This window comes from Flavobacterium sp. GL_143, from assembly GCF_057834355.1.
Genome location: NZ_CM174401.1, coordinates 2,863,516 through 2,883,088, shown reverse-complemented (window position 1 = coordinate 2,883,088; position 19,573 = coordinate 2,863,516). Strand labels below are relative to the sequence as shown.

Sequence of the window (19,573 nt, the reverse complement as noted above, 5' to 3'; positions counted from 1 at the left end):
ACTTAAGTTTTATTTTTTACACCAACAATAAATTGATTTGCATAGCTGCCCATTTCCCCCTTAACTACTTTGCCAGAAGGGAATAAAAATTCTTCTAAAATAAATTGTGTTTTATTTTTAACTGTTTCAATTAACATTTCAATACAAGTATCATTTTCAAGATTGATTACTAATGTATTGTCTCCATCGATTAATGACAGATATTGAAACCCTTTTATATGCATAGAAAGAATAACTGAACGAACTAAATCTGGAGTGAAATTTGTTTTATCATTCACTATTTTAAAAAAATCCGGACATCTGTTTTTATTAAAGATCCATTTAGCTTTAGAGATAATACAATTCCCGACCGTTACTCTTGGCAAGTAATCAAAAAGCTTCTCAAATTTATTATTAAATCCTATTACTGATTTACAATTTTCAAATTGCATATCGCATAAAAATTGATAAATGGGTAATGCTTTATAAGAATAATTATGGGCATTTGTTAGTCTTGTAATCACTTCTTTGTTATATTTTTTACTCCACAAAATCAATCTGCCTTTTTTTACAAATACCATTAAATCCTCAATATTTATTTGATTTGAGGATTGTACGTTTGATTGACCTAAATACGGTATTTCGTAGGTTCTAAAACTTGGTCTTCTTAATATATTTCCAGTTCTTGATTCTGGTAAATGAATTATTTCTGCGATGATTTTATTAGCAAAACTTTCAGATTCAAATTGTGTAATTTCATTTGCCAGACTATTTACGCCTTCATTTCCATAACAAAATCGGGCTAATAAATTTGCTGCACTAGAACCGCCTATACTCTGGATTACAATCCACTCTTTACCTGCCTCTTCAACGATTTCAAAAACACATGAGAATGTATTTGGCATGTTTTCAGTTGAGAAATCTTCATTTTTAAAATCAGAATACTCTAAAGCAATACTAGTTTTACCATTCTGTAAGGCATTTTGCAATTTATTGTAGATGATTTTATCTACTTTATTCAAACTTATTTGATGATTCTCGCTATTTGTTTTTTGTTTTATTTCTATACAATCTAATAGTGGAGTCGAATCAGAATTATTATTTTGTAAATATCCTATTCCTGTTTCTATGTCTAATGCCTTAACCAACGGAATCATTTCATATTCATACCTTTCGATAAAAGCTTTTTTAAAATTTTCTAAGGGTGTATTTTTAGGTCTTTCTGAAATTTTATTCAAAAATTTTATAACATTATATAATTCAGATGTATATTTTTTTTCTAGTTCAAATCCTTTAGACTCGAGAAATAAATCGGCTTGAAATAAATATTTTTTATCAAAAGAGATTTTTGTTTTGGATAGACTTTCTTCTATGTCTCTATAATAAGATATATCGTTTCCTAATTTTGTGTCAATATCCTGTAACTGCTTCTCTACTTCATTAATCAAAGTTTCAAATTTAATTACAGCTTCACTTTCTTTTTTGGCTCCGCTTATTAAATCATTAACAGAAGTGTTTCCTGTAAGTTTTGGCTCTAATTCTGAAACCAAAATCTGATTAGAAATTAATTCTTTAATAAATTCTAAAGCTTCATTTTTGGTGATATCTTCAATCATTAAGTAGCCAGCCAACTCCTGTTTAGATATTCCGTTACTGGCTTTTTGTACTATTAAATCCAGATAATCTGTTCGCTTTAATGCTTCAAGAGAATACTTCCGGCTATTATTTTCTAATGTATATTCTACATATCTGTAAAAATCCCCTAATTGATAAAGCGTGCTATTTGGATAAAAAAGCAATTGATCCTGAATAGTCAAGTCTCCGGCTAATTTGCTATATAAATTAGCAACAAATTGCATATCTAAACGTGTCTTTCGATAAAAATAATTTTCCTTATCTACAGAATTACTATCGACACTTATTTTTGTTACGTCGCCAATATTCCCACAACCACATGCAGCAAAAAGCCCAAATGGAGTACATCGAGTAGACATTCGAATAAGATATTTTAGTACAGAAAGTTTAATTTTTTCACTTTTATAAATAGCATAATCTTCTTGATTGCACCATTTTTGGATTTCCGAATATAATTCGGGCGATGCTAAATATAATGCTTCATTTATCTGAGAATCTTTTACTAATTCTTTTATAACATCAGGTTCAATTGAAAGTTCTTTTGTAAGATTTTTATAAAAATCAATTGAATAAGCTGGCGTACGTATTATGAAAGAAGAAAAAAAGGAAAAATTCATCTGCAATTTTGATATATAAACAATAAAGTAAGAATATTAATAATTAAAATACCGAAATTAAGCATTTATTTTAGACTATCCTCTCATTTTATATTAAAACCTGATTAATATACGCAATAAAACACTTTTAAAACACCCTTTAAAATCAAGCAATTACATTTTTTTATTCCAAAAATTTATAAATCCAGACACGATATTTATAAATGTCGACTACCATAGTTTGCATCTAATAAGTTGTTAATCTAGTTTTGATTACAGAAAATCACAAAAAACAGGATCTAACTTTATGTTTAGAATTACAAGAATACTAATTGCCGCAATCCTGTTTTATAGTCCTTCTTTGTTAGCACAAGTAAAAATAAAGGGGAAAGTGGTAGATATTAAAAATAATCCCATTGAGTTTGCTGAAGTTTTATTGATAGATAAAGATTCAACCGCAATAAAAAGCGAAATGACCAATAGTAATGGTGATTTTATACTACTTACAGAAGTTGGTAATTATTTATTACAAATAAAACAAATGGGTACCGTTTTATGGAAAAAGAAGGTAAACATTATAGACAATATCGATTTTAAATCTATTCAGGTAATTGAGAAAGAAGAGAAACTTAGTGAAGTAGTCGTAAAGACCCCAAAAAAGATTATGGTTCGAAAAGTAGACAGATTAGTTTTCAATGTCGAAAATTCTATCTCGGCGATAGGAGGCGATGCTATTGATGCCTTAAAAGTTACTCCTGGAATAAGAGTACAAAACAACTCTATTGCAATGATTGGCAAAAGTGGTATGGCTGTAATGATTGATGATAGGTTAATACAACTTTCTGGAGAGGATTTGATTAATTTTTTAAAATCGATTCCTTCAGATAATATAAAAAGCATTGAGGTTATTTCTACTCCACCAGCAAAATATGATGCTCAAGGAAATAGTGGGATTTTAAATATTAAGTTAAAAAAGGTATTAAAAGACAGTTGGAACACAACATTACGGAGTACATATCTACAACAAACTTATCCGACGGGTAGCCTTGGCGGAAATTTTTCATACAAAAAAAACAAACTGAATTTGTTATTTGATATTAACTATAGAAAAGGAAGTGCACTTGATAAAGAGGATTTAACCTTTTTTTACCCAACAGAGACCTGGAATTCTATAAATAAAAATAAACCCTCCTATACTTTCTTTAATTCTTCGTTGAATTTAAATTATAAACTCACAAAGAAAACAGATATAGGAATACAATATTTAGGTGGTCTTGGAAAACTAAAAAAGCAGAACTCTAATATAACAACTATAAATGAAGCTGTTTCTAATAACTATCTCTATGATATTAATACTATAGGAGATGATACTAAGAAAAACAATAATAGCTCAATAAATATTTACTCAACAACTCTTATTGACACTTTAGGAAAAAAATTCTCGATAGATCTGGATTACTTTAATTTTAAAGAAGATAAAGATAAAAACTTTAATTCGTACAATAATAATCCTGCGCAAAGCTCTTCTCTTATTGGTAATAACCTAAGCAATCAAGATATTAGTAATTATTCGGCTAAAATTGATTTTGATATGCCTTATGGATTTGCTGATTTATCTTTTGGTGGTAAAGTTAGTTTTACAAATAACAAGAGTGATGCCTCATTTTATGATTTAACATCTGGAGATGCAATTTTAGATCCATCACAAAACAATGTATTTAACTATAAAGAGAATACTCAGGCTTTATACGCTTTAGCAAGTAAGAAACTAGGCAAAAAATGGGAATCTAAATTTGGACTACGAATGGAAGCTACTCAAACTATTGGTACTTCTGAAATACTAAACCAGACTAATAAAAACAACTATATCAAATTTTTCCCGAGTGCTTACCTCTCCTATCAACTTAATGAAAAGAATGTTTTTAATTTAAGCTATAGCAGAAGAGTTGGAAGACCATCTTATTGGGAAATGAATCCTTTTAGATGGTATGACAATTCAAACCTATTTTCAGAAGGAAATCCGTTTCTTCAGCCATCTTTTACAAATAATTTTCAGATATCACATTCCTATAATAACATCTTAAATAGTACTATTTACATATCCAAAATAGAAAATGGTTTCGGGCAACTATCAACTTTTGAAGTAATAGATGGGCAGAAAATTCAAAAATTCTTAAGACTTAATTATTACGATCAGACCGATTTAGGACTTGATATATCACTAACATATAATTTTACTAGCTGGTGGAACTATTTCGCCGATTTAACGGTGTACTACAGCGAAACCAATACTAAGTCTATTTACGTTCAGCCTAAATTTTCTGGCTGGGGTGCCAACTTTACAAACACCAATACATTCACTTTAAATAAAAATAAAACTTTTTTTGCAGAGATAAGCTACTTCTATTTCTACCCTACTCTCTCCGGAATATACACCATTAGTGATTATTCTTCTTTTGATTTTGGGATTAAAATATTGTCGCTTAATAAAAAATTGCAAATTTCAGCCAATGTCTATGATGTATTTAGCAGCAATAGACCTCAATATACATATGTGACAAATGGAATCAAACAAATTTCTAAGAACTATTATGATGAAAGATATCTTAGAATATCGTTAAAATACAGTTTTGGGAATAGTGATATCTCTGTTAAAAGTCGTGATTTAGGAAATCAGGATGAAAAAAGCAGAGCAGGAAAATAATAATTGATTTAATTCTCCTAGTATTTTTTCAATGGCCAATGAAAAGAGAAAGGAAGCTTAAATATCTCCGCTTGCAAGCAAATTAATTAACCATTTAAGAGAATCGTTCTCTTGAATTATTTAACAATTGAAAAACATTAATAAAATGAAAAATTCAAATTTAAAAAATAAGCTTTCAGGTTTAACTACAACTAAATCTTTTGAAATCATCGAATTAAACGATTCTTTAAGAAAAATTATTGGTGGTGCAGTTCCAGCAAACAATGGGTCAGGATGCAACGGATCAGGATGCAATCCAAAAGTAGAAATACTAGTCCGTAAATAATTTCTTAATTAGGGGATAGGCACTGCTTATCCCCTAAAATTAAATTCAACTTATCATGAAATATAAATTATCCTATTATACTATCATTACGGATCCAATTCCTAATACAGATGTTTGTGTTGTTTTCGGAACAAAAACTGCAAAAGCTTATAATCTTGACCAAAAAATTATTGCCCTTTTAAAAGAAGAGGACTTTGATCAGATTCCTTTAGATATAATTAATAATTTAATTATCGCTGAGATTATAGTCCCAAAAGATTTAAATGAGTTAAGCGAATTTTGTGAGAAAGCTAAATTAGATGCTACAGCAGAAGATGGTTATCTACATGTTACCGTAATGAGTTCTGGAAATTGCCAGTTAGGCTGTTCTTATTGTGGACAAGTCCATTCTAAGAAAAAATTGGAAGACGATACTGTCGAGTTGATAGAAAAGAGATTAACACATTTATTTAGCAGTAAACCCTTTTCTGAATTCCGCATAAGTTGGTTCGGAGGAGAGCCACTAATGGCGTTAAATAAAATGAGACTGGTTAATACTTTTGCCAAAAAGATTTCAAAGAGCAATGATGCTATTTATAGATCTCATATTGTTACTAATGGACTCTCTCTTAAAAGTAATATCTATGAAGAATTAGCTCATGAATTTAATTGTACATCTATAGAAATCACATTAGATGGTGTAAAAGAGTTTCATGATACCAGAAGAGATACAAAAGCAAAAGAACCTACGTTTGACCTCATATTCAATAACATTTTATCCATTACAAGTTTAAAGGACTACCCTATTAATGGATGTTATATAAAAATAAGATGCAACGTAGACGACACTAATAAAGAAGGTGTAATTCCTTTAATAGAATTATTAGCAGAAAATAATCTACAAGACAAAGTTATTTTCTATACAGCTCCTGTATATAGCTGGGGTAATGATGCGCATTTAACAAATACTAAAGAAGAATATGCGATTAATGAAATCGATTATTTGTTAAAACTTCATGAAGTAGGATTTGAAATTAACTCCATTCCACAAACAAAAGATGTAGTATGTTCGGCAGTTACACCTAATTATGAATTAATAGATCCTAACGGAAAAATCTTCAATTGTACCGAAATTCCGTTGGTACCTATGTACGGAGATGAATACTTAATCGGAGATTTAAAAACCAGTTTTACCGAGGTTAAAGAATACGCCGAAAGACCTTATACAAAATGGTATGATGAAATTCAGGATAAAAGCAATGGCTATTGGTGTACATCATGCAAAATTTTGCCTTTATGTGGAGGACGATGCCCAAAATCATGGAAAGATGGAATTCCTCCATGCCCAAGTATGAAATTAAACATTGAAGACAGACTAATGCTGGCAAACTATTTAATTCAAGAAGATAATATTACTCAAATAGCATAAAATGAGAAAAGATGACATCTCCTTATCATTATCAGACATTGTAAATTCTGATTTTGTAAATGATAATCAATCAGAAGCCATAAGTTTTGATGATTTATTTACCTCTTTTGTTTTTAATCAGTTTGAGTTAACTGAAAGAATGGACATTCAATTAATATGGAGTTATTATTCTAAAGCATTAAATGAGTGTAAGCAAAACAGGTTAACAAAAGCAGATTATTTCTATACAAAAGGTTTAGAAGCATTAAATAATTCTGATTTAAATGAAAGAGCAAAACTATATTTAAATGTATATATATACCCCAATCTGGCATTTAGAGTATATAAAGACAAGAACTATGAAAAAGCTTTAGAGTTATTGCTTTTGGCAATTCAGAACATCGAAATTATTGAAAAAGAATACACAGATATTTATGCTGCCAAAATTCAGCAAATTCATAATGTCATTAGGTTATTTTTAAGAGCGAACAAAAGCAGCGATTATATCGATTTAAACATTGCTATAATAGAACATATTCTTCTGGAAGTAGAACCAATAAAGAATAAATATAACTTAAAAAATTCGATATTAAATCAGACAAAACTTCAATATAAAGAAGAAATGTTAATGCAGATTTTTACTGAATTTTTGGTGACACAAATGACTACAGATACGCAATCATTTGATTTTGAATTTTTCTGTAAATCATTAAATGAAAAAAAACATAATACAGAAAATAAATATCTAAACGATTGGCTCGCTTTAGTATGCCTAATTAACGATAATTCTCAAGACATTGCTTTGCTACTAAAAGATGTTTTAAAGAAAGACTATAAATATGCTTTTTTTAAAATATATGTTTTAAATGCGCTTCAAAATAAAAGTTTCTTGTACTTACAATCTGAAGATTCAATACAGAATGTAAAAGTATTGACAGCTATTTTTACAAACCAAATTCATGATAAAAATATTCTAGAAAAAATTCAAAAAGCATCCAAAATAAACATTAAATGATTTTTATACCCCAACAAGATCAAATGGATTGTGGCCCCGCTTGTTTATGTATGGTCGCAAGTGCTTATAAAAAAAAATATTCTTTACGATACCTAAGAGAACATTCTTTTATCACACGTGAAGGAATTTCTTTATTGGGGGTCAAAGAAGCTGCAACCAAAATAGGTTTTGAAACTCTTACGGCTAAACTAACCATTGAAAAGCTTAATGGAATGCCTATGCCTTGCATTCTTCATTGGAATAAAAATCACTTTGTGGTTCTTAATAAAATAAAAACGAATCTATTTACAAAAAAAAAGTCTTACAAAATTGCTGATCCAGGTCATGGTTTTGTTGCACTAAACGAAGAAAAGTTTAAAAAATCATGGTTATCTGATGGCGATTGTGGAATTGGAGTATTCCTAGAACCTACTGAATCTTTCTATAAATTAACTCCTCCAAAAGAAGAAAAGTTAAATATTAAATACATTTATAACTACTTAAAACCATACAAAAAACAATTAGCTTTTCTTTTTGTTATGTTACTAATAGGCAGCGCCCTAACTTTAGTTTTTCCGTTTTTAACACAAAGTCTAATTGATAATGGAGTAAGTAAGAAAAACTTAAACATAATAAGTCTTATTCTTTTAGCGCAACTCGGCTTATTTTTTGGATCTATAACTATAGAAATAATTCGTAATTGGTTGATGCTTTTTATAGGAACAAAAATAAGTATTCGCATTATATCTGATTTTTTAAAAAAATTATTACAGTTACCTATTAAGTTCTTTGACACTAAAATGACTGGAGATTTTAATCAACGAATACAGGATAATGAACGTATAGAAAACTTTTTGACTTCTCAAAGTCTAGTTACTTTTTTTTCGATGATTACCTTTTCCGTGTTTTTTGGAGTACTTTGGTATTATGATGTTACCATCTTAGTGGTTTATCTTATTTTGACTGTAGTATCAATTAGTTGGTCATTCTATTGGCTCAAAAAACGAAAAATACTAGACTATTTTCATTTCCAGCAACGAAGCCAAAACCAGGAATCTATTTTGGAAATCATCAATGGAGTAACTGAAATGAAATTAAACCAGTTTGAAGATTTCAAACGCAACGAATGGGAAGAAATTCAAAAGAAATTATTTAAAATTAATACCCGAATATTAAAATTAGATCAAATTCAGTTATCTGGTTTTGAATTTCTAAATCAATTCAAAAATATTTTAGTCACTTTTTTAGCTGCATCATTTGTAGTTAAAGGACAAATGACATTAGGACAACTTTTGAGTGTATCCTATATCGTAGGGCAAATGAATAGTCCTATAAACCAGCTTGTTAGTTTTTTCCGTTCTTTTCAGGATGCACGATTAAGTTTAGAACGACTAAACGAGGTACAAAACCATCCAACAGAAGAAGGAGAAAATAATAATTTTTTAAAAATAAGAGATATTAGTAATTGTTTTCCTTTAGGGATCAAAGGTCAAAATTTAAGTTTTCAATATGAAGGCCCCAAATCTCCATATGTACTAAAAAATATAGATTTTAGTATCCCCGAAGGAAAAATTACTGCCATTGTTGGTGCAAGTGGTAGTGGAAAAACCACTTTATTAAAATTATTATTAAAATTCTACGAACCTACACATGGTGAATTATTGTTTAATGCTAAAAATATTATCGATATTTCTTCCCGAAGTTTACGTGAAAATTGTGGCGTAGTCATGCAAGACGGTTTTATTTTCTCAGATACTATCGAAAGAAACATAGCTACTGGAGATGAAAACATTGATAAACAAAAATTAAAAAGAGCAGCTAAAATTGCAAATATTGAAAGTTTCATCGAGACATTACCTCTTGGATATAATACAAAAATTGGAGCATCAGGAAATGGACTTTCAGGTGGCCAGAAACAGCGTTTATTAATTGCACGGGCAATTTATAAAAATCCGCATTATATCTTTTTTGATGAAGCGACATCTGCACTTGATGCTGAAAATGAAAAAATTATTCATGATAATCTACAAGAATTTTTTAAAGGAAAAACTGTTGTCATTATCGCGCATCGCTTGAGCACAGTAAAAAATGCTGACAATATCATAGTACTTAAAAATGGTGAAATTGTAGAACAAGGAAATCATTCTGAATTGGTTTACAACAAAGCTGACTATTTTAAATTAGTTAAAAACCAATTGGAATTAGGAAATTAAACGTTTTAGTAATGAATTGACGAACAAGAAATTTTACCTATTTATTTTTTGATTAAAATACTTTTAAATGTTTACTTTTAGAAAATATAATAAAAAATCCTGTAAATAATCTTTACAGGATTTTTTAGTTTTGGATTGAATGAGTTACAAGCAAATACCGTATTTTTCGGATTCGATTTTCGGGTTTACCAATAAACATTTGAAAAAAATAGAGATCTACAATTGATTCTTTTCCTTCAAATGGTAAATCACGATTAATAATTAGATACTTTAACAAGATTTACATCTTATTGTCATACTAATCCTATTTTTTATTTAAATTTGAAATTCATCTTTAGCATTTTTATATTATGATGGCACGACTCTTTCCCTTGTTTTTTCTTTTTCTTTCTATTAATATTCATTCTCAGTCTTCAACACAAGAACTGATTGATAACTTAAATAGTATTAACGATAATCAGAAAAAAGTAGAGTTGTGCCGCAAAATAGCACTAAACCTTCAAAATTCTGATTGGGACAGAGCTATTAAGTATATCGAATTAGCCGAAGCAGAGGCAAAAAAAGCTAAAGAATCAGAACTCACTTTGGCTTCTGTTTATACTACAGCAGGCAAAATGTATTCTTCAAAAGAGGTCTTAGATATTGCTTTACAATACTACTTAAAAGCGTATGAGATTTATAAAAATAACGGTAATCATGAGGAAGTATCTAAAGTAGAAAACAATCTTGCGATTATTTATGCGCAAGGAAAAAACAAAGAAAAAGCATTAAAAAACTTTTTAAATGTATATCGCTATCAAAAGACTAAGAACGATCCTGTTAAGCTTGTAAAAATTTTAAATAATATAGGTACTACTTACTTAAGTAAAAATTTAGACTCTTCTTTGTATTATTATCACAAAGCCGATTTAATAAATGCAACCATAAAAGATAATGTTTTAAAAGTCTATGTCAACACAAATTTAGCACGAACTTATGTTTTAAAAAATGATAAAACACATGCTGACTATTATTTTGATCGCGCTTTTTCTCTATTAAAAGAGCCTGTTGATAATTTAATACAAGCTTTTGTCTATGAATCTTATTCTGATTATAAGTTAAAAGAAAAAAATTATGATGCTGCAATTCTAAATGCAAAAAAGGCATTAGAATTATGTAGTGAAAATGAATATACTTTTTCGGTTTTAAACCTCAACAAAATGCTTTATCAAGTATATGTAAGTAAACAGGATTATAAAAATGCTGTCCATTATTTTGAAAAATATAATGCCATAAATGATAGCATACATGTAGAAGAAAAGGCAGTAAACCTAGAAAAAATAAAGCTAGAACAGGACTACAAAGTACGCGCCCAAATAAAAACACTTATTGAAGAAAAGAAATTATTTAAGTACTCTGTAGTTGGATTGATATTAGTTGTCGGTATATTAATTTTAATTATTTTTTTAATAAAATACAGAAACAAGAATATCAAAAATCAACTCGAAAAGGAGAAATTAAAGACAAAAATGCAAACCTTAAAGCAAAACCTGGATGCTAAAAATAAGGTTCTCATAGGAAAAGCAATGGCAGAAATACATCGTACAGATAGCATTAACGAAATTCTGACCGATCTTAAACAGATTAAACTCAAAACTATTAATAAAGAAATGCAGCAAGCTATCGATATAGTTTTAAAGCGTTTGGAGAAGAATTTGAATACTGATATCTGGAAAGAATTTGAAATAAGTTTTGAACAGGTTCACCAATCCTTTTTTGACAAATTAACGGTCGATTATCCCACACTTACTCCAAAAGACCGCAGATTGTGTGCCCTTTTATATCTGGATTTAAGCACAAAAGAAATTTCTCAAATAACGGGGCAATCTTTCAAATCGATCGAAAATGCCCGTACAAGACTTCGCAAAAAGTTTGATTTAACCAATGAAAAAGTAAATCTTTCTACTTATCTAAACACATTTTAATCTCATTTAATGAAATATTAAATCATGTCTAACTAGCTGATTTAGTTATATTTATATATTTTTGAGTGTTTTTTTAGTGACGGTTTTTTACCTCGGAGTGTTTTTGTAATAGTCCTTTTTTTTCAAAAACACCTACCTCCATTCTACATTTACGAAAGCGATGTAAATAAATCTAGTAATGAATCGGAAGAAGAAAAATGCCCCTCCTAAAAGTTTAGAACAACTTTTAGAAGAAACAAAAGCAAAAAAGAAAATTCTCTTAAAGATTCTGAAGAAAATAACGAATGAAGATTCTGAAAATCAACCCCAAAATTGATTTTTAGAAAGTGCTTTTATGGTTTGCTATTAACCATAAAAGCATAATGATTATTAACCAAACAAACTCTAAGTATTAATTTTAAATTTAAAAGAATGAATCAAATTTACTTCAAAACCAAGTATTTGTTTATTTTGTTAAGTCTCTTTGCCTGTTCTGTCGGAATGGCTCAGTCACCTTTTCAAAATATCAAAAATGATGGCGTGAAAACCGCCTTGGGAGCACCTGACGAAACAAAGGAGCAAGTTTCTAAAAAAACTAGCGACCCTAATTCTAATCAGGATAAAGATGCCAATAATCTCTTCATGCCAAAAGAAGAAATTATAAATGGCAAAGAACTTTCTGCTACAGAAAGTGAAGCTGTGACAAAACAAGTACAACAGAGTCAAAAGTTATTTGTAGATAAACTAACTAATGCTACTGAGAAAACAAATCCGCAAGACACAGTTCGCACAAAGGTTAAGTCTTTTGCAAAATCTTCTAATTTAACTGTGAAAAATTTATTTGAAGTTAAAAAAGGAGATTTTGATTTATCAACATCTGATAAAATGCAATTAAAATCAATTTCTGATAATCATGGGAGAACTCTCGCCACTTATCAGCAATTGCATAACTCTGTTCCTGTTGAAGGTGCAATTTATAAGGTTAGAGAAAATAAAACTAAGATTGATGCATTTGGTTATACAGCTAAAAAATTGTCTGCAAACAGCAATTATAAAATAAATGCGGCTACAGCTTTAGAAAATGCACTTAGAACTGTAAATGCCAAACAATATATTTGGGAGAGCAAAAAATTAGGTTCTTTAGTTAGTAAAACTATTAGTACAAAACCTCAGGGGGAACTGGTTTTTGTAGGACCTAATTTTTCTCCTGAATTAAAGGAGTATTATCTAGCATGGAAATTTGATATTTATGCTACCAATCCGCAATCTAGCCAAACAATTTATGTCGATGCAAATACAGGAAAAATAGTCCTTACTATAGATTTAAGTCGAGATGCTAACATTACAAATCAAAGCCAAAGCCAAAACCAAAACCAAAGCTTAGGTAAAGGTAAATCACGATATGCTGGTGAAGTAAGTTTTAATACCAAGCAATATGCTGATGGATACAGATTAGAGGGACTACAAGGAAAGTACAATGTGCCAATGTATACCATGAACATGAATCATGCAAATCAGGCTTCAGATGAAGTGATTACTGATTTTATTGATGAAGATAATATTTGGAATGAACTGCATAATAAAGATAATGATGAGGTTGCATTAGATATTCATTGGGGTATGCAAAAAACCATCGAATACTATGGGGAAAGATTTAATCGAAATAGTATCGATGACAAAGGAATGACAATTATTGGTCTTGCACATCTAGGCAAGAATGTTGAAAATGCTTCATGGACTGGTGGTTGGGCACAATTTGGAGATGGTTATAACACTCCTTATGTTGGTTTAGGGATTACTGCACACGAATTAACTCATGGAGTAACACGTTTCACGGCTGGATTAATCTACCAAGGAGAATCAGGTGCAATGAATGAATCTTTCAGTGATATCTTCGGTGTAGCTGTTGAATTTTATGTGGGGAAAGACAAAAAAGAAGATATCTGGATGCTGGGCAATGAGTTATACTCGCATGGCAGCATGAGAAACATGGCTAACCCTAAGGCTCAAGGGCAACCTGACACTTATGGAGGGGTAAATTGGGCAAATCCATTAGCTGTTAATTACGATAATGGAGGTGTACATATTAATAGCGGTATTACAAATTACTGGTTTTACCTTTTAAGTGAAGGTGGCCAAGGCGTAAATGACCTTAATAACAGTTACGATGTTAAAGCAATTGGTCTTGCCAAAGCAGAAAAAATTGCATACATAACTCTTACGGAGTATTTATCTCCTTCTTCAAACTTTAACGATATGCGCCAAGCAAGTTTAATGGTTGTAGAAGATTTATACGGATTAGGTTCTGAAGAATACAAACAAGTTACTAATGCCTGGTATGCTATTGGTATTGGTGCTGCTCATACAGATAAACAAATAGCTCTTGTTTCTGTCGAAAAACCATCCGTTGCTTGTGGTCCTTTAAAAGGTGATGAACCATTTTATATTAAAATAAAAAATACGGGATCTACCATAATTAAAGCAAGTGATCCGTTAAATTACAAATTGAGATTAATGACTACGGGTTTTGGCGGAAGGTTTAATGTTATTTACACCAACAATGGTACTATTTCTTTAGATAAAGATTTAGGAATAGGTCAAGAAATGACTATAAAAGTTCAAGACAAACTTCCGTATATAATAAGTGCGACTACAGTGAACTATGTAGAAATTAAATTAGATTTTAAATCTATTGAGGAATTTGGCTCTAAAGACGGCGTTTCATTTATTGCAAGTTTAGTCGTTCCGCCAGCACAAAAAGATTTCGACATTAAACTCGTAGGATTAAATCTTCCGGATTATTCTGGCGAAGCATTGTCAGCAAGTCATCCGTTAGCGATTACTCTATATAATTTGGGCTGCAAAGATATACCAGCAGGATCCCAATTAAAAGTAGGGTATCTAAATACTACACTTCCCGGAATTGAAGCTATCTGGAAAGACATTACACTAGCTACTGACTTTAAAGGAAACTCAGAAATGACAATTCCTTTTGATAACAACATCGATTTATCTGCGGTTGGATTGCATACGTATGAAGCTTATGTAACCTATAGCCAAGATCCGGTAACAACTAATAACACGGTTACTAATGCTGTTTATAACGGTGTTGTAACTCAATTTCCATATACAATGGATTTTGAAAAAACACCGGGTGGCTGGTATTCAAAATCAATACTTACAAATCAAAAATTTGTTTGGCAACAAACGTCTGCTATCTCATTTAGAGATACAAAATCAAAGTATATATGGGGTACCGTAACCTATGGTGGTTCTGATAAGATAGCTGTGAATTCTAATTTTACCTTAGAATCTCCAATATTTGATTTTACGAATATTGCCTCTCCTTATATTGATTTTGATATGATTTATTTGTTTTCTAAAGGATATGACGGACTAATTGTTGAATATTCTGAGGATAAAGGTCAAAACTGGAAAAAAGTAACAGGCATTGATTATCCGGAAAAAATACATTACAATGAGTTAATATCAGGACCATGGTTTACCGGATTAAATAATATTAGGGTTGGTGAACCAAGAGGAATGCGTTTAAATGAGCTTGCAGGTAAAAAAGCTGCAATCCGTTTTAGAGTAGTTACAGACAAATATAACAGTAATTATATAGGAGCTTTTATAGACAATATTCGTGTAACCAATGCTCCTTACGATTTAGAAGTTATAGCTGCAAACTTAGATGCTGGCACCTGTACTATTAACAATGATAACATAACCATAAAGACTAAGATCATTAATAATTTCAGAACAACTAATGAGCAGGTTAATGTTACAGTAAAAATTCTTAATAGTGAAAAAAACGAGGTTTTTTCAAGAACCGAAAAAACAGCATTAGTATTTACTAAATATAGAGATACACTAACCTATTCTATTTCAAATATTAATTTAAAAAACATAGGTGAAAATACTGTTATAGTTTCTGTTTTCCCTGAAGACATGACCCTGGATGATAAACCAGAAAATAACTCCTTTATGTTTGGTTATGACAATTGGAACAATGAAGATATGAAGGTATCAGTACTTCCATATACAATGGATTTTGAAGATGTTACCAAATATAAAGGATGGAGAACTTCTGAAAATAAAAATGCTACAGGATGGCAACATGGATTAGGTAAAGATTTACGTTCTCCATCATGGCAAGTAGCTGATCATACATATTTCATGGCGAGTAATGATGATAAATGCAATTGTGACTCTTCAAATGATATGTTGATTTCTCCTGTATTTGATTTAACTAATTATAAAGAAGCACATTTAATATTTGATGGCTTTGGAGATGGGCTAAGAGATTCTGACGGATATGTAAAAGTAAGTACAGATGGAGGTGGAACATGGGAAACAATATTTAAAATGCCTTATGTTTCTAATTGGATAGAATATCACGTAAACTTAAGTCCATATGCAGGAAACCCTTGTGTTCTTGTAGCATTTGTACATGATGATAACGGATTATTTGCTAATGGTTTTGCGGTAGATAATATTAAAATTAAAGAAACAGCAGATTATTTAGAGCTGTCTAATTTAAGTGTAGCCGAAAATGTTTACGAAGATGCGCCTTCACATGAATTTTATATAAGTGCTAGAAATTCATCATACGCTAATATTGACAACGTTTCTATCGAATATCAAATTACCAAAGATGGTGCCGCTGTAGGAAAACCAATTTTGTTGGAAAAAAATAGTCCACTATTGCAATATCAAACACTTGTTTATAAAATAAATGGTATACCACAGCTAGCTGCTGGAAATTATGAAATTAATGTAAAAGTATTTACGGAAGGACAACCAAAAGCCCTAATAGAAAGTCTTACAAAAACTTTTAAAGTTATTGCAAAGGCTCCAGACTTAGATGTTGAAACTTTCTCAAATATACCTGAAGGACTATTATTTGGAACAAAAGGATTCGTTTCAAGTCAAAGTGATAGAACTTTCCCATGGGAAGTAGTCGTTAAACCTGATAATATATACCTAGGTATTCCTGTTAAGGATCATACAGGAGATGCTGCTGCAAAGATGCTATACCATCCGCTAGAAAATGGCTCTAACTATGGCGATTTAATCTTACCTCTCTATAAGTTATCTGAAAATGCAACTGCTATGGAATTTTATTATGCAATCGACAGTAATGTTACTAATGATTTTATTATAGATGTTAAAACCGTAGGAGGCGAATGGAATCAAGCATGGAAAATCTCTTATCAAGAAAAACATACAGACAAAGAATGGCAAAGAGGAGTCATTAATTTAAATAAATATAATGGAAAATCTATAATGATACGCTTTAGACATTCTTTGACAGCTGGGTATTCTTATATGGTGTTAGATGATTTAAAACTAATCACTGATCCTATTACAGATGTATCATTGCAAATATTGTCTCCAAAAGATGTATGTGGTGGATCTGAATTTAAAGTTAAGTTGACCAATGAAGGACAAGTTCCGATTAAAGGAAAAGCAATTCAATTAGATCTGGAATATATCAATACACTTGAAACTATCTCAGAAATTATTGAAGCAGAAATTCCTGTTGGTCAAAGTTTAGAATATGTTTTCAAGAAACAGCCTAAACTGGATACAAGCGGTGACTCACATGTATATAATGTTATTGCAAAATTGGAGAATGATCTTATTCCGCAAAACAACGAAATAAAAAATTATATATATCACGAGGTATCATCAGATTTCAAAATATTTGACAATCCAACAATCCATGGATATGCTGGTAAAAAACTGTACATCGATGCTCAAACTAATTTTAGTGCCAATAAACTAGATATTACTTCATACAAATGGAGTACAGGCGATGTTACTAATGGTATCGAGATAAATAAAGCGGGTGATTATACAGTAACCATACTAATGAAAAACGGATGTACTCTTACAGAAACTATAACTGCAACATTTGATACTTTCGAATCTGATTTAGCTAGTGGAAATGTTTGTGGACCTGAAGTTGTATTATCTCCAGGTGATTACAAATCGTACGAATGGTTTGATGGCTCAACTGAACCAACTTACACTACAACTAAAAGTGGCGAATATTTTGTAACTGTTTATAACGAAAATGGAATTGGTAAAATTTTTAGTACTACCGTTACCGTTCTTGAGAACATTACACCAGAAATTCAGGTAGTTGCTGATAAAAAGTTAACCGCTTCAGCCGATGCTGTTTCGTACCAATGGTTCTTAAACGGAAGACCTATACCAAATGCAACTGAAAAATCTATAGTTACAATTTGGGAAGGAGATTATAGCCTACAAGTGACCAATAATAATGGATGTAATAGTATTTCAGCTCCGTTTGATTCAAAAGGTATGCTTGTTGGAAAAATAACAAATGCTTTTAGGGTATTCCCTAACCCAGCAATTGATACTGTAAATATCTTCTTAGCTGATAAAGTTGAAGGAGAAACACAAATCAATATTTATGCAATCGATGGTAAAGCTGTGTGGAGTAAAACATATACAAGTATTCCGTCTAATATAAATGTAAGCGGATTAGCTCCTGGAGTGTATGTTTTAGACTGCAATGTACAAGGCAAGAAATATACCGCAAAGATTGTTAAGAACTAACAAATTTACAGATAAAACGATGGTAACTCTCCCATTGAGAGTTACCATTCTTAAAACAACAAATATGAAAAAATATATGTTAATTATATGCACCCTTTTTTTAGGTGTACCTATTATGGCTCAAAACCAAAAAGTTAAATTAGGCGTAAAAGCGGGTTTAAATATCGCTAGTCTTAATTTTGATGAAAGTGAATTGAATTCATCTAGTAAAACGGGATTTACGGGCGGAATTATGGTTGAAGTTCCTATAGCGAAAAACTTTGCACTACAGCCAGAATTATTGTACAGTCAGCAAGGAACAAAGGTTTCTTTTTCTGATAGCGATGTAACAAACTCTAACTATAAAAGCACTATTAAATTGAACTATTTAAATATTCCGCTTATCCTAAAATATTATGTCCTAGAAGGATTAAGCATACAAGCTGGACCTCAGATAGGAATACTCCTAAAAGCAAATAATAAATACCAAGATAATTTTTTAGGCTATGAGAACCATGACAATTTTAACTTAAAAGGATATTCAAGTGGTGTAGATACTTCTTTAAATTTTGGTTTGGGTTATCAATTTAAAGATAAATTCTATGCCGATGCGAGATATAATATTTCTTATTCTAATGTCTTTAAAGAAAGTGATTTAAATTATTTCATTAACAATGACATGAAAAATAGAGTTTTTCAAATATCAATTGGTTATTTTTTTAAATAGAATTAATTATTCTTGTAGTTTTCCAAAACCACTCTTATATAAATATAGGAGTGGTTTTTTTTATTTTACAAAGATTCTAAATCACAAAGTTTTATTTATAGATCAAAACTTAAATTCATCATTATATTTAACTTTTCTTCCCATAAAAACATCCTCAAAATAGTATTTAACTTTTGAGGGCAGTTTAATCAATGCGCCTCTACAATCTATATGTCGATAATTGGTGATGTGATTTTTTCTTTGTTAAAAACAAATCCCATAAGATAAAACTGATATTAGTTACCCAATAACTATTGATTATAAAGTATTGATAATTAGTTTGTTAAATATTTACGAAGAATTATATTTTTTCAGATTAAGTACATAATAATATACGAAATTGTTTTACTATTTTAAGTATTTTTTTGTTAATTTCATAATCCTTAAAACGTAATTAGTTGTTTTTTAACGTGTTATACTTTTTTTTTTCTGTTTCTGTTTTAAGAAAATAAATAGTATCG

9 protein-coding genes are annotated in these 19,573 nt (G+C 30.3%); 8 read left to right on the top strand and 1 reads right to left on the bottom strand.

What is annotated here, in order from left to right; all coding sequences use genetic code 11:
• Nucleotides 1-2 precede the first annotated feature (2 nt).
• A complete protein-coding gene (locus AC3IPI_RS12405; protein ID WP_489153008.1) occupies nt 3-2,231 on the bottom strand; it encodes a lantibiotic dehydratase family protein in 2,229 nt (742 codons plus the stop codon).
• Between the two features lie 286 nt (nt 2,232-2,517).
• On the opposite strand from AC3IPI_RS12405, the gene AC3IPI_RS12400 reads away from it, so the two are divergent.
• The 8 genes from AC3IPI_RS12400 to AC3IPI_RS12365 all read left to right on the top strand — a co-directional run bounded on the left by AC3IPI_RS12400 (nt 2,518) and on the right by AC3IPI_RS12365 (nt 19,073).
• Nucleotides 2,518-4,914 (top strand): TonB-dependent receptor domain-containing protein, encoded by a 2,397-nt coding sequence (locus tag AC3IPI_RS12400; protein ID WP_489153006.1) that lies wholly within the window; start codon nt 2,518-2,520, stop codon nt 4,912-4,914.
• Between the two features lie 145 nt (nt 4,915-5,059).
• Nucleotides 5,060-5,239, top strand: a complete 180-nt coding sequence (locus AC3IPI_RS12395) for a hypothetical protein (protein WP_035621134.1) — start codon at nt 5,060-5,062, stop codon at nt 5,237-5,239.
• A 55-nt stretch (nt 5,240-5,294) separates the two neighbouring features.
• Nucleotides 5,295-6,647 (top strand): radical SAM/SPASM domain-containing protein, encoded by a 1,353-nt coding sequence (locus AC3IPI_RS12390; protein ID WP_086893720.1) that lies wholly within the window; start codon nt 5,295-5,297, stop codon nt 6,645-6,647.
• A 1-nt stretch (nt 6,648) separates the two neighbouring features.
• The gene (locus AC3IPI_RS12385) at nt 6,649-7,641 is read left to right on the top strand and encodes a hypothetical protein (protein WP_489153003.1); all 993 of its coding nucleotides are present in this window, start codon (nt 6,649-6,651) and stop codon (nt 7,639-7,641) included.
• The gene (locus tag AC3IPI_RS12380; protein ID WP_409415956.1) at nt 7,638-9,833 is read left to right on the top strand and encodes a peptidase domain-containing ABC transporter; all 2,196 of its coding nucleotides are present in this window, start codon (nt 7,638-7,640) and stop codon (nt 9,831-9,833) included. The genes AC3IPI_RS12385 and AC3IPI_RS12380 overlap by 4 nt, the downstream gene beginning before the upstream one ends.
• 350 nt (nt 9,834-10,183) lie before the next feature.
• Nucleotides 10,184-11,797, top strand: a complete 1,614-nt coding sequence (locus AC3IPI_RS12375) for a tetratricopeptide repeat protein (protein ID WP_489153001.1) — start codon at nt 10,184-10,186, stop codon at nt 11,795-11,797.
• A gap of 411 nt (nt 11,798-12,208) precedes the next feature.
• Nucleotides 12,209-18,367 (top strand): M4 family metallopeptidase, encoded by a 6,159-nt coding sequence (locus AC3IPI_RS12370; protein ID WP_489152999.1) that lies wholly within the window; start codon nt 12,209-12,211, stop codon nt 18,365-18,367.
• Nucleotides 18,368-18,431: 64 nt separating this feature from the next.
• The gene (locus AC3IPI_RS12365) at nt 18,432-19,073 is read left to right on the top strand and encodes a porin family protein (protein WP_489152997.1); all 642 of its coding nucleotides are present in this window, start codon (nt 18,432-18,434) and stop codon (nt 19,071-19,073) included.
• Nucleotides 19,074-19,573: the final 500 nt, after the last annotated feature.

What these genes read in the sequence shown, in the direction of transcription:
- AC3IPI_RS12405 (WP_489153008.1), bottom strand. Translation starts at nt 2,231, where the DNA reads ATGAATTTTTCCTTTTTTTCTTCTTTCATAATACGTACGCCAGCTTAT.
- AC3IPI_RS12400 (WP_489153006.1), top strand. Translation starts at nt 2,518, where the DNA reads ATGTTTAGAATTACAAGAATACTAATTGCCGCAATCCTGTTTTATAGT.
- AC3IPI_RS12395 (WP_035621134.1), top strand. Translation starts at nt 5,060, where the DNA reads ATGAAAAATTCAAATTTAAAAAATAAGCTTTCAGGTTTAACTACAACT.
- AC3IPI_RS12390 (WP_086893720.1), top strand. Translation starts at nt 5,295, where the DNA reads ATGAAATATAAATTATCCTATTATACTATCATTACGGATCCAATTCCT.
- AC3IPI_RS12385 (WP_489153003.1), top strand. Translation starts at nt 6,649, where the DNA reads ATGAGAAAAGATGACATCTCCTTATCATTATCAGACATTGTAAATTCT.
- AC3IPI_RS12380 (WP_409415956.1), top strand. Translation starts at nt 7,638, where the DNA reads ATGATTTTTATACCCCAACAAGATCAAATGGATTGTGGCCCCGCTTGT.
- AC3IPI_RS12375 (WP_489153001.1), top strand. Translation starts at nt 10,184, where the DNA reads ATGATGGCACGACTCTTTCCCTTGTTTTTTCTTTTTCTTTCTATTAAT.
- AC3IPI_RS12370 (WP_489152999.1), top strand. Translation starts at nt 12,209, where the DNA reads ATGAATCAAATTTACTTCAAAACCAAGTATTTGTTTATTTTGTTAAGT.
- AC3IPI_RS12365 (WP_489152997.1), top strand. Translation starts at nt 18,432, where the DNA reads ATGAAAAAATATATGTTAATTATATGCACCCTTTTTTTAGGTGTACCT.